At 33.1% G+C, this 12,998-nt stretch carries 14 protein-coding genes; 6 read left to right on the top strand and 8 right to left on the bottom strand.

The features are described 5' to 3' along the window. Positions 1-2: 2 nt before the first annotated feature. Entirely contained in the window at positions 3-1,241 is a 1,239-nt protein-coding gene (gene hutI, locus IQ05_RS08955) for an imidazolonepropionase (RefSeq protein WP_144892159.1), read from the top strand. A 48-nt stretch (positions 1,242-1,289) separates the two neighbouring features. Here the strand turns inward: hutI and IQ05_RS08960 are convergent, their stop codons facing one another. Further along, positions 1,290-2,174, bottom strand: a complete 885-nt coding sequence (locus IQ05_RS08960) for a hypothetical protein (RefSeq protein ID WP_144892161.1) — start codon at positions 2,172-2,174, stop codon at positions 1,290-1,292. 99 nt (positions 2,175-2,273) lie between these two features. Here IQ05_RS08960 and IQ05_RS08965 point away from each other — a divergent pair, with 99 nt between their 5' ends. The 3 genes from IQ05_RS08965 to IQ05_RS08975 all read left to right on the top strand — a co-directional run bounded on the left by IQ05_RS08965 (position 2,274) and on the right by IQ05_RS08975 (position 5,188). Then, positions 2,274-3,320: a formimidoylglutamase gene (locus IQ05_RS08965; protein ID WP_144892163.1), complete on the top strand. Its 1,047-nt coding sequence runs from the start codon at positions 2,274-2,276 to the stop codon at positions 3,318-3,320. A 107-nt stretch (positions 3,321-3,427) separates the two neighbouring features. Continuing rightward, the gene (locus IQ05_RS08970) at positions 3,428-3,745 is read left to right on the top strand and encodes a helix-turn-helix domain-containing protein (protein WP_144892165.1); all 318 of its coding nucleotides are present in this window, start codon (positions 3,428-3,430) and stop codon (positions 3,743-3,745) included. A gap of 189 nt (positions 3,746-3,934) precedes the next feature. Then, complete coding sequence (locus IQ05_RS08975) at positions 3,935-5,188, top strand: DEAD/DEAH box helicase (RefSeq protein WP_144892167.1); 1,254 nt, start codon at positions 3,935-3,937, stop codon at positions 5,186-5,188. A 75-nt stretch (positions 5,189-5,263) separates the two neighbouring features. Here IQ05_RS08975 and IQ05_RS08980 read toward each other — a convergent pair whose 3' ends face one another. Continuing rightward, positions 5,264-6,541 carry a dicarboxylate/amino acid:cation symporter gene (locus tag IQ05_RS08980; RefSeq protein WP_144892169.1) on the bottom strand — a complete coding sequence of 426 codons (1,278 nt, stop codon included), beginning with the start codon at positions 6,539-6,541 and terminating at the stop codon, positions 5,264-5,266. 104 nt (positions 6,542-6,645) lie between these two features. Then, positions 6,646-7,704: a chorismate synthase gene (gene aroC, locus IQ05_RS08985; protein ID WP_144892171.1), complete on the bottom strand. Its 1,059-nt coding sequence runs from the start codon at positions 7,702-7,704 to the stop codon at positions 6,646-6,648. Positions 7,705-7,890: 186 nt separating this feature from the next. On the opposite strand from aroC, the gene IQ05_RS08990 reads away from it, so the two are divergent. Both IQ05_RS08990 and IQ05_RS08995 read left to right on the top strand, forming a co-directional pair. Continuing rightward, positions 7,891-8,733 carry a UDP-2,3-diacylglucosamine diphosphatase gene (locus IQ05_RS08990; RefSeq protein WP_144892172.1) on the top strand — a complete coding sequence of 281 codons (843 nt, stop codon included), beginning with the start codon at positions 7,891-7,893 and terminating at the stop codon, positions 8,731-8,733. A 115-nt stretch (positions 8,734-8,848) separates the two neighbouring features. Continuing rightward, positions 8,849-9,355: an outer membrane protein gene (locus tag IQ05_RS08995; protein ID WP_144892174.1), complete on the top strand. Its 507-nt coding sequence runs from the start codon at positions 8,849-8,851 to the stop codon at positions 9,353-9,355. A 52-nt stretch (positions 9,356-9,407) separates the two neighbouring features. Here the strand turns inward: IQ05_RS08995 and IQ05_RS09000 are convergent, their stop codons facing one another. The 5 genes from IQ05_RS09000 to IQ05_RS09020 form a co-directional block, all read right to left on the bottom strand. Next, a complete protein-coding gene (locus tag IQ05_RS09000) occupies positions 9,408-9,836 on the bottom strand; it encodes a protease complex subunit PrcB family protein (protein WP_144892176.1) in 429 nt (142 codons plus the stop codon). Between the two features lie 34 nt (positions 9,837-9,870). Next, positions 9,871-11,004, bottom strand: coding sequence for an N-acetyl-alpha-D-glucosaminyl L-malate synthase BshA (gene bshA, locus IQ05_RS09005; RefSeq protein ID WP_144892178.1), 1,134 nt, complete (start codon positions 11,002-11,004; stop codon positions 9,871-9,873). 173 nt (positions 11,005-11,177) lie between these two features. Beyond that, entirely contained in the window at positions 11,178-11,801 is a 624-nt protein-coding gene (locus IQ05_RS09010) for a phosphatase PAP2 family protein (RefSeq protein WP_144892180.1), read from the bottom strand. Positions 11,802-11,853: 52 nt separating this feature from the next. Then, a complete protein-coding gene (locus tag IQ05_RS09015) occupies positions 11,854-12,336 on the bottom strand; it encodes an ABC transporter ATPase (protein WP_144892182.1) in 483 nt (160 codons plus the stop codon). Positions 12,337-12,370: 34 nt separating this feature from the next. Next, positions 12,371-12,997, bottom strand: coding sequence for a hypothetical protein (locus tag IQ05_RS09020; protein WP_144892184.1), 627 nt, complete (start codon positions 12,995-12,997; stop codon positions 12,371-12,373). Between the last annotated feature and the right edge of the window lies 1 nt (position 12,998).

Consider the following 12,998-nt stretch of genomic DNA (forward strand, 5'->3'; position numbering starts at 1 on the left):
AAATGACAACATTAATTGTTAATATTAAAGAGTTGCTTCAGGTTCGGGATTCTTCCGTTTTGAAAGTTTCTGGGGCTTATATGGCTGTTTTACCCACAATAAAAAATGCCTATCTTGTTATAGAAAACGGACTTATTGCTGATTTTGGCGCAATGGAAGAGCTGCCTGAAATAATACCTAGTAAAACCATTGATGCAACCGGGAAAATAGTTTTACCGTCTTGGTGTGACAGCCATACGCATATTGTGTATGCTGGAAACCGTGAACAAGAATTTGTTGACCGCATTAATGGCATGACATACGAAGAAATTGCAAATCGTGGAGGTGGAATTTTAAATTCTGCTAAAAAACTAAATGAAACCTCAGAAGAAGAACTCTATCAACAATCAAAAGGACGCCTTGAAGAAGTCATGCAATTAGGAACCGGAGCTGTTGAAATTAAATCAGGATATGGCTTAACCGTTGAAGGAGAATTAAAAATGCTTAGAGTAATTCAGCAATTAAAACAAAATTATCCTGTCACAATCAAAGCTACTTTTCTAGGCGCACATGCATTTCCATTGGAATACAAAGAAAATCAAAAAGGCTATATTGACCTAATAATCAATGAAATGATTCCTACCATTACAAAAAATAAACTGGCTGACTTCATTGATGTATTCTGTGAAACTGGTTATTTTACCGTTGAAGAGACTCAACAAATTATGGAAGCCGGAATTAAATTTGGCTTAAAGCCAAAGATACATGTAAATCAATTCAATTCTATAGGCGGAATCCAAGCGGGAACGCGATACAGTGCCCTTTCAGTTGATCATCTTGAAGTCATGACTCCTGATGATATTGAAGCTTTAAAAAATACTGACGTTATGCCTGTAGCATTGCCTTCATGTTCGTATTTTTTGAGTATTCCGTACACACCTGCTCGCGAAATGATAAGTGCGGGACTACCGCTTGCACTTGCAACAGATTTTAATCCTGGATCAACACCATCGGGAAATATGAACTTTGTAGTAGCTACAGCCTGTATAAAAATGAAAATGACACCAGAGGAAGCTATAAACGCAGCAACAATAAACGGTGCGTTCGCCATGAATTTAGAGGCTACTCATGGAAGTGTAACAATAGGTAAAGTTGCAAATTTAATAATTACAAAACCTGTTTCGTCCTATTATCAATTGCCATACGCTTTTGGCAGTAATCTTATAGAAACTGTTATAATTGCAGGAGAAATAATTTCATAAAAAAAGAGGAACCCTTGAGTTCCTCTTTCCTATTATATGGTTGATATTTTATTTTAAAGTAAAACTAGTTTTAGAAACCAATTGATCTTTATCAAAAATATTTACGTAATAAGTTCCTTTTGGAAAATCTTTTCCTCTAACACTTTCAGTAACATCAACCGTTTTGTTTTCGTAATTGATATTTGAAATAAAACTGTAAGTCAAAGAATTATCTCCAAAGTTTTCTGTTTTCTTATCACCAATAACGTTGTTTTTACTGTCAATTACTTGAACATAATACGCTTTAGTTCCTGACTGAGCAACTTGGTTCTCAGCAATTGTATAGCTTATTCTCAAAACATCAGCTCTACTTGCTTTATCTGTTGATATTTCTTTACCAGAGCTTTTTAATTTGAATGCAGAACCTCTTGTGTTTAACACCGTTAATTTTGCTGCTTTTTCAACCACTTTTGTCAATTCTTCATTTTGACCAGCAAGTGCCTCGTTGTATTTTTTTGATTCACCAAGAACTACCGCTGTACTATCACGCTGAGAAGTAAGAGTGGTATTTGCCTTTTTCAAAGACTCATTATCCGCCATCAATACTTTCATTTTACCTTGTAAAGCATTAAATTGAGTTTTGTATTTTGATAATGAAGCTACATCGCCTTTAGACTTACTTAAGTCTGTCATTAATGCTACAACTTTATCTCTCTCTAAAATAAGTTCGTCAGACATAGACGTATTCTCTGATATGGCAGCATCGTAAGTCATTTTTAACTCTTGTAAATCTTTCATAACCGACTCTTTTTCGGTTAATGTAGTACCTAACTCTGTTTTTACCACTTCAGCATCAGAAGTGATTTTAAAAATATAGACTAAACTGCCTACTAATAAAATAGCTAATATCGCTACAACCGCTTTAAGGCTTGAACTGCTTTTGGGATTTTCCATTTCGAATTTAATTTTTTGTTTACAAATTTAACATTATCTGTCCATGTACTAACGTATGTTAATGCAATTATATTATTTTTGAGAAAAAAAATTTTTCTGATGGAAAAAATAATACCGTTCACAATAAAGGATCTTGCTAAAATTACAAACCACAGAAGCGGAGAGATAAAATTTGGTGAAAAAATGATCACTATCCCAAAAGATACTGACTCACTGGATTTTATAAAAAATTGCGAGGCTCGATATGTACTTTTTGGAATTCCTGAAGATATAGGTGTGCGAGCCAATTATGGCAGACCAGGAGCTGCTTCTGCTTGGGACAGCGCCATAGCTAGTATTGCTAATATTCAACACAATAGATTTTGCAAAGGAAGTCAAATTGTAGTCTTGGGCCAACTTGACGTAGTACAGTTGATGAAAGATGTTGCTATTCTAGATTTTAACGATATTGATGACCGTTCTAAACTAAGCCAATTGGTTTCAAAAATAGATAAAGATGTTTCCCATATTATTTTTAGCATTGTAAAATTAGGAAAAATACCTATTGTTATAGGTGGCGGGCATAATAATTCGTACGGAAACATAAAAGGAACTGCTCTTGCTAAAGGTAAACCTATAAATGCAATTAACTTTGACGCTCATTCTGATTTTAGAATTCTAGAAGGAAGACATAGTGGAAACGGATTTTCATATGCTTTTGAAGAAGGTTTTTTAAAAAAATATTTTGTCTTTGGATTGCATGAAAATTACACCTCAAAAAATGTATTGGATACGATAAAAAAACTAGATGATAGAGTACGATACAATACCTATGACAGCATCAGTATCAGGAGAGAAAAAGACTTTACACAAGAAATGATGCATGCCCTAGAGTTCATCAATGATGAACCGTTTGGCATCGAAATTGACTTAGATGCCATACCTAACATAGCTTGTAGTGCTATGACAATGAGCGGTTTTTCTGTAGAACAATTGCGACAGTTTATTTATTATTATGGAAAACGCCGTAATGCAGCTTACATTCACATTTGCGAAGGCGCACCTGATTTGGGTGAGGATAAAAACAATCATTTGATCGGAAAATTAATAGGGTATCTGGTAACTGATTTTATAAAAGCAAATGGTTCTTTGCTACCTATCATTTAATAAAGCAACCTTTAATTTTTAGAAAAAAGTAACCAAAAATATAAATACTATCTTTGCAGGACTGTTTATACACTAATACAGGTCAATTAATTCGCAAAAAAATAATTATGAATGGATTAGATGTAACAAAAATTAGAAAAGATTTAAAATTAACTCAAGAGGAGTTTGGCAAACTAATTGGAGTTGACAAGAGAACTATCATTAATTATGAGCAAGGAAAGGTTATTCCCAAAACCAAAGTCAGTCTTTTGGAATTAATGCTTGCAAATGGATCAGCAAATACCACTCCATTAGGCCATGCAAAAAAAGAAGTTGTTCCTGTTGTAAATAACAATAACCTCGTCGATGATATAGAAGTTCTAAAAGACCACATACAAACGCTAAAAGAATTTCTTATTGAGAAAACTAAAGTTGCTGAAATGTAACTGAATGAGAATAATATCCTCAAAGAGAGGATCCGATTTTTAGAGTCAAACAACGATGATTAGAGCAGATTTTTAAAGTGTATTTTTTTTACACAATTTTCACACCAAAACACTAAATACTCATACTTAATAAAAATACTAACTCTTGTTTTAAAAGGAATTAATATTTTTAAAATACCAATCAAAATTATGTTATTCGAAGAGTTATCATTATCAAAAAGCATACAAAAAGCCGTTTTTGAAGAAGGTTATTTAAACCCAACTCCCATTCAAGAACAATCTATTCCAATAGTTTTATCTGGACGCGACTTAATAGGGTGTGCACAAACTGGAACTGGAAAAACTGCTGCATTTGCAATTCCTATTATTCACCAGCTGCATCGAATTGTGGGGTCTTCAAAAAAAGCCAAACAAATTCGTGCTCTTGTTGTGACCCCTACGCGCGAGCTTGCCGTGCAAATAGGCCAAAGCTTTGAAACGTATGCCAAATATACTAATCTAACTCAGCTAACCATTTTTGGAGGTGTTTCTCAAAATCCACAAGTAGATACTTTAAAAAACGGTATCGATATTTTGATAGCTACACCAGGAAGATTACTGGATTTACACAAACAAGGGTTTATTGACTTAGATCATCTTCACACATTAGTTCTTGACGAAGCAGATCAAATGCTTGATATGGGTTTTGTGAATGATGTCAAAAAAATAGTAAAGCTTACGCCAAAAAACAGACAAACTTTGTTTTTTTCGGCTACGATGCCAATTGCCATTCGAGAACTTGCTGAAATGTTTTTAACAGATCCTGAAACAGTAACCGTTTCACCTGTTTCCTCAACCGCCGAAAATGTGGAGCAAAGAGTATACTTTGTAGAAAAAGGGGAAAAAAGAAATTTATTATACCACTTAATCAAGAACGAAAACCTGACTGATGTATTGGTTTTCTCTAGAACAAAACATGGTGCAGATAATGTGGTCAAAGCGTTGCGCAAAAACAATATTCCTGCCGAAGCCATACATGGAGACAAGTCACAAAATGCAAGACAGCGCGTTCTTGATGCTTTTAAAAATAAAGAAATTGGTGTTCTTGTTGCTACTGATATTGCTGCAAGAGGAATTGATATTGATCAACTTCCAGTAGTAATTAATTTTGACTTACCAAACATTCCAGAAACCTACGTGCATCGTATAGGGAGAACAGGTCGCGCTGGTAATGGCGGAATTGCCATTTCCTTTTGCAGTAAAGACGAACATACGTATTGGAAAGAAATTCAAAAACTGATAAAAGTAGATGTTAAAACTGTTAATGATCACTCGTTTCATTGGCACTCTGGAAGCCCTGAGTCGGCACCCGCATCACAACAAAAAAATTCCAATAGAAGCGGTGGAGCACATAAATCAAGAAAATCAGCTACATCAAAACAAAATAAAAAACGCTGGTACTAGGTAATTGCAACAACTTAAAACAAAAAAAGCAGTAAAAATTTTTACTGCTTTTTTTTATATCAATAAGTGAACTTACTATAAAGAAACCACTTCATCAGCATCATCACTTCCCTCCCATTTCCCTACTACAGAAGTTGCTAAAGCGTTTCCTAAAACGTTAGTCGCACTCCTAAACATATCACAAAAATGATCAATTGGTAAAATTAGAGCAATTCCCTCAATAGGAATATCAAACATTCCGCAAGTTGCGGCAACTACTACTAAACTGGCTCTTGGCACACCAGCAATACCTTTACTAGTAAGCATTAAAACTAACAACATCGTCATTTGAGTTCCTAACGATAAATCTATACCATACGCTTGCGCAATAAATATACTGGCAAATGTCATGTACATCATACTTCCGTCAAGATTAAAAGAATATCCTAATGGCAACATAAAAGATACGATTCTGTCTTTTACTCCAAAGCGTTCTAACTCCTCTGTAAGTTTTGGAAAAACAGCTTCACTACTAGTTGTTCCAAAGGCAATTATTAACGGACTCACGATGCGTTTTAACAACACAGTCATTCTTCCTTTAAGAAAAATATACCCTACAACTCCTAAAACGATCCATAAAGAAGAAATACCAATCAAAAAAGAACCAAAGAACTTGAAATAGGTAATGGCTAATTCTTGAAAATCACGCACTGCAAATACTCCTGCAATGGCTCCAAATACACCAATAGGTGCAAACTTCATTACAAAGTTTACCATTTTTAAAACAATATGTGATATTTTGTCAAATGCTGTAATCACTGGCTTAACGTGATCCCCTAATGAAGCAGCCGCTAATCCAAAAAAGATCGAGAAAATTACAATCTGTAAAATTTCATTCGTAGCCATCGCTTCAAAAATACTTTTAGGAACGATATGTTCTATAAAATTATCGAATGATATGTTTTGTGTTTTTGCAGTCACTTCTGATACTGCCGCTAAATCTACATTGGATAAATTAAGTCCTATTCCTGGTTTCAAAACGTTCACAAAAAACATTCCAAGCAACAATGAAATAAAAGAAGCTGTAAAAAACCAAGCCATCGCTTTACCACCTATTCTTCCAACAGCCTTAATATCTCCTAATTTTGCAATACCCACAACAAGGGTTGTAAATACTAAAGGCGAAATAATCATTTGAACCAAACGAATGAAAACTGTAGCCAAAATTTTAATTTTACTACTAAAATTTTGTGCATCTTCTGGAGTTATACTATTATGTATTATAATTCCTAATACGGCTCCAAGAACCATTGCTATCAATATTTGCCCGGTTAATCCTGAAAAAAATGAAGTCTTTTTTGTAGTATGATCCATTAAATTATTTTTAATTACTTGATATTTAGTTACATTATATTTAGCATAATAATTCATATTTCATGAAATAATAAGCTCTTTTTTTTCAATTTATTAAGTTTGCTTTAGTACGTTTTATTTATCAAATAAAAGTCTGCCAAAACAATTGCAGCCATTGCTTCTACTATAGGCACTGCGCGCGGCACAACGCAAGGGTCATGACGACCTTTTCCTGTCATGGCAGTTATATTTCCTTGATTATCTAAAGATTCTTGCTCTTTCATGATTGTGGCAACAGGCTTAAAAGCAACTCTAAAATAGATATCCATACCATTGCTGATACCGCCTTGAATTCCTCCTGAAAGATTGGTTTTTGTGGTTCCATCAGTATTGTACAAGTCATTGTGCTCGCTACCTTTCATTTTTGCTCCTTCAAAACCACTACCAAATTCAAAACCCTTCACCGCATTAATTGATAACATAGCTTTACCTAACTCGGCATGTAATTTATCAAAAACAGGTTCGCCTAAACCCACAGGAACGTTTTGAATAACACAAGATACCACACCTCCTACTGTATCCCCTTCTTTACGGATGCCACGAATGTAGTCCTCCATAATAACTGCAGCTTGCTCATCTGGGCAACGTACCGGATTGCTTTCAATTTTGGAAAAATCCAATTCTTGATAATGCTTTTCCAAAACGATAGGCCCTACTTGAGAAACGTAAGCATTAATTTTTATTTCAGATAAGACTTGTTTGGCAATAGCACCAGCAACAACTCTAGAAGCCGTTTCACGTGCAGAACTTCTTCCACCTCCACGATAATCGCGTACACCATATTTCTTTTCATAAACGTAATCAGCATGGCTAGGCCTATAATTATCTTTTATATGAGAATAATCGTCCGATTTTTGGTTGGTATTTGGAATAACAAAACCAATAGGCGTACCAGTAGTTTTACCTTCAAAAATTCCGGATAAGAACTGCACAGCATCTGGTTCTTTACGTTGGGTAACAATAGCCGACTGCCCTGGTTTCCTTCGAGACATTTCAAATTGTATAGCATCTAAATCTAAAGTAATACCAGAAGGGCAACCATCAATTATACCACCCAATGCATCACCATGAGACTCTCCAAATGTTGTGATTTTAAACAATGTTCCAAAACTATTTCCTGCCATTTCATTTTGATTTTGAACAAAAGTACCATTTTACTTCAAAGTTCAAAAGTTTAGTGTTTAAAGTTTTAAGCAAGTTCTTAGATTTATTGTTATTAAATTAATATTGTATCGCTAATCTTAACTTTTAATTCAATGTTACTTAATTTATTTTTAATTGTTTTGTTAAACTTCAAAAAATAAAAAACCTTGAAAAAAAGAAAAGTAGAAGTGGTTGTCATATCCGATGTGCATTTGGGCACCTTTGGTAGTCATGCCAAGGAACTCCTTAATTATTTATCCTCTATTAAACCTAAAATACTAATTCTAAATGGAGATATTGTTGATATCTGGCAGTTTAGAAAATCCTATTTCCCAAAATCACATTTAAAGGTTATTCAAAAAATCATCAGTTTTGCTTCAAAAGGGACAAAGGTGTACTACATTACCGGAAATCATGATGAAATGTTACGCAAGTTCAGTGACATCTCATTGGGTAATTTTGCATTGGTAGATAAACTCATTTTAACATTAGATTCAAAAAAATTATGGGTTTTCCATGGGGATGTATTTGATGCCTCGGTGCAACACTCTAAATGGATTGCAAAATTAGGCGGTTTAGGCTATGATTATCTTATTTTGATCAATCGGTTTGCAAATTGGTGTTTAAAAAAACTAGGGAAAGAGCCGTATTCGTTTAGTAAAAAAATAAAAGCTAGTGTAAAAAAGGCGGTAAAACACATTTCTGATTTTGAGAAAACTGCAACTGAATTAGCCATTGAAAAAAAATACGATTACGTTATTTGCGGACATATTCACGAACCAAAAATCATCAAAAAAGAAACCAAAAGTGGCTCTACACTCTATCTAAATTCTGGAGATTGGATAGAAAACCTAACATCTCTTGAATACAATAATAAAAGGTGGAAATTATTTCATTATAGTGAGATGAATTTTGAGGAAGATGATAATCTTTTTGAGATGGAGGACCTCATAGAGACTCAATCTATTGCGAATAAAAAAATATTTGTAAAGCAAAATTTGGTTAAATAGCACATTAAGACCCTAAAATAACTTGATGTGTAAATTATGTAACTTTTACATAAAATTTTACAACGCAATTAACAAGTAAATAAATAAATTTGCTAAATAATTAAAACAAACAAAAATGAAAAAGATTATTTTATCTGCTGTAATGCTAGTAGCATTATCATTTACAGCACAAGCACAAGATATTTCAAAAAACGCTTTAGGTCTTCGTTTAGGAGATAGTGATGGTTTTGGTGGAGAAATTTCATACCAAAGAGGTCTTGGCGACAACAACCGTTTAGAATTAGATTTAGGTTTTAGAAACAGCAATAACGTTGATGCTTTTAAACTTACAGGTTTATACCAATGGGTTTGGAACATTGACGGTGGTTTCAACTGGTATGCTGGTGTAGGTGGTGGATTAGGAAGCTGGAGTTATGATAATAATTTCAATAATAACAATAACATCGATGATAGCGGTACATTTGCTTTTGTTGCTGGAAATTTAGGTCTTGAATATAACTTTAAAGAAGCTCCTATTCAATTAGGTCTTGATATTAGACCAGAACTTTACTTTAATTCTGATAATTTTAGAGACGATAGTTTTGCTCCAGATTTAGCATTAAGTATTAGATACAGATTCTAATCAACAGATTCATAAAAAAAGAGGCTATTTATTCGTAAATAGCCTCTTTTTTTTATTGAAAAATGATTTCTTTTTTCGAGTTAATCTTCACCACACAAAAAGGGTTTGTCAAGGCTTGTGTAACCATTCCGCCTGGCTCAGGTGCCATTTCTTTTACCTTAATTATAATTTGAGTAGGTGTTTCTACTACGCTCTCAACATTTATACTGTAACCGCCACTTGTTTTTTGACCCATATTGAGAATCACAAAATTCGAGTTTTGTAAATCCGAAGGTTTAATGCTGTTTTTAAGATTTTCATCTTTTTGAAGCATTTTTATTTCATTTGGCTCTGATAAAATTTCATAAAACCGAATAGCAGCACCTCCATAAGTCTGTTCTGTTAGTACTTCATATAACTTTTTTGAATCAGCTATTGCTGGCTTACCCGTTTTACATGAAAACAAACTTATCATCATAACACCCATTACTATTTTATTCATGTTTTAAAAATTTAGATTTCCAATACCACTTTGATTATTTGTACTTATTAATAGCTTTTAGATACAAAGCTTCGTACAAGGGTAAAATGTTTTTGATATCAAATTGTTTAGCAACTTCAAAGGCGTTTTCTTTAAACACTGCTAATGTTTTTTCATCTTTTAGTATTTTCAACGCATTAAGAGCCATTTCGTCCGTATTTCCCACATCACTTAAATATCCCGAAACACCATCAAAATTTACCTCGGCTAATCCACCAGAATTACTAGAAATAACTGGAACATTACAAGCCATTGCTTCAAGTGCCGCAAGTCCAAAACTTTCCGTTTGTGAAGGCAACAAAAACAAATCTGTAAGACATAAAATCTTATCAATTTCATTACTATTACCAAAAAATATTACCTTATCCTGAATACCAAGTTCTTGACAAAGAGCTTCTGCTTTTTCTTTTTCGGGACCGTCACCCACCATCATAAGCTTCGCAGGAATCTCTTTTTGAATGTTATAAAAAACTTTAATGACATCAGGAATTCGTTTTACTTTTCTAAAATTACTAATATGGGTAATGATTTTCTCATTCTCTTTAGCCATGACTGACCGTTGACAAGGAAAATTAGTATCGGTTTTATTTTTATCCAACTCTATAAAATTAGGAATAACCTCAATTTCATTTTTTATGTTGAATAATTTTAAGGTATCGTCTTTTAAACTCTGAGAAACCGAAGTTACAAAATCAGATTTATTGATACTAAAAGTTACAGCAGGTTTATAAAAAGGATGGTTACCTACAAGAGTTATATCAGTACCATGCAGTGTAGTTACCATTGGGATATTGATTCCTTCATCTTTAAGCATTTGTTTTGCCATATAACCTGCATAAGCATGCGGAATAGCATAATGCACATGTAACAACTCTATTTGGTGTAGCTTTACCATATCTACTAGCTTGCTAGAAAGTGCCAGTTCATAAGGCTGATAATGAAACAAGGCATATTCAGGTACATTAACCTCATGATAATGTACATTTGGACTTAGCAATGCAAGACGCACTGGTTGTCTATAGGTAATAAAATGAATTTCGTGACCACGTCTCGCTAGTTCAAGACCAAGTTCTGTGGCTACTACGCCACTACCTCCAAAGGTAGGATAACAAACAATTGCAATTTTCATGAAAACTATTTAATACAACGAAAGTAAGTAAATTTGAATTGAGTTTCCTGAAATTAATGTTAATTACCATTCATTAAAGTAACTTATTCAAAAAAAGGAGTGGAAGTTTAAAAAAATGAAAAAGAAATGTCTACGGAAAAAAAATAAATAAGTACTATTAAATAAAGGTCTTTTTATTTAACACCTTCTATTTTTCTAAACTTTTTCTTATTCAACCATTTATTAATCTTAAAGGTAGCAAAAGCAGATCCAGCACCAATAAGCGCACCTGCTGCCACATCACTGGGATAATGAACACCTAAATGCATTCTAGAATAACCCACACTACTTGCCCATAAAAAAGAAGGTACAATGACATACCATTTAGGATACGCCATACTTAATGAGGTTGCAGTAGAAAAAGCAATAGAAGTATGACCTGAAGGAAAAGAGGTACCCGTAGATGTTACAACTGGAACAATATCTGAATAAGTTTCAAACGGGCGTGCTCTATTAACAGCTACTTTTAATGCTTTTGTAATAAAAGCATTTACAAGAAATGCTTCGCCAATAAAAATTGCTTTATGTTTAAGTGTACTATCTTTCTTTATTAACCCAATAGAATACATCAATACTGGGGTTGCAATACTTACTGGTACGGCACTATTTGTAATATTGTTTAATTGAGAATCAAAACTTTGATTGCGTTCAACATGTATAGCTCTTAAAACTTTTATATCAAGATTTTGAGAAAATAAGTTACTAAAACCTATCAAAAAAAAGAAACAATATAGAATTTCAATTCTTGCTTTCTGCATTCAACGTTTTTTAATATTTAGTTTTAAAGACTATAATTAAGTAAAAGTATTTTTAAAAAAAACGACTATGCCAACTATCCATAGCAGTAACTTCCCAAGATTCATTAAATTCTTCAATAGTGTTGACTAGGTTATTAAAAACTACTGTGTTTTCAGTAACCGCTTTGTCTTTCACCATTTTTTTAAAATCAATTAGTGTTTTATGAGCAATGTGTTCTCCTAACTTAAAAGTCACATTCATTTTATCTAATAAATCAACCGTATATTTTTGTTCTAATGATTGAATGAACTCTACAGATGCGTCTATTGAACAACCCGTAGCAGCTTGTACTTCTTGATTTACAGCAATAATTATAAACCTATTGTACTTTAATAGATAAGAAGATTCTAAACTAGTTCCATGTGCTGCCCATTGCTCTAAGAAAGATTGTAATGAAGTTTCTATTTCAGCAAATTCAGCATCAGAGAATTTTCTATTGGATTGATAAATCCAAATTCTAGAATCTTCGGGTAAGTTTTCAAAAGGGACGTACATATAATTGTATTTGTAATTTCAGGGCAATTAGAATTTATTGACGCTGTATATCTGTTAAAATTTTAAAATATTTGAATTCATTTGTTGCTACATCAAAAAGCTCAATCTCAGTGTAACCAACTTTTACAGAATCTTTAACTTTAAGTTCATTATTAGTCAATACAGATGCTGATTCAAAGTAATCCAATAATAAAAAACTATAAGCTCTTCCGTTTTTATCTTTTACCAATAAAGAAACAAATTGATCTTTTTTAATAGCGGTAACTTGACCTTCTATAAAAACATCCGCTGGTTCATCAACTACAAGTTCATCTTCACTTTCATCACCAATACCTTTCTGAGTTGATTTGCCTAACTCTAAAATAATTTCTGGGCAGTTGACTAACATTTTTAGTGCTACTTTCTCGCCCATTTTTCGCATTCCTTCTTGATCATCAAACTGAATCTTATCCTCTTGCTTGAATTCATTTATATGACTCGTATAACTTTGAATCATACACAAACCTACTTGAGTTTGTAATTCTTTCTTATCTAGTTTTTGATAATCAAATTTTTTTGTTCCAAGACAAGCACAGGTTTCTTTTCCAATAATGTCATACATGTCTTGAGAAAAAGAATTAGTACTAAAAATTAAAACAAGTGCAATAATTATTTTTCTCATT

It is taken from the genome of Flavobacterium tiangeerense (genome assembly GCF_007830355.1).
In the GTDB taxonomy this organism is placed as follows: Bacteria; Bacteroidota; Bacteroidia; order Flavobacteriales; family Flavobacteriaceae; genus Flavobacterium; species Flavobacterium tiangeerense.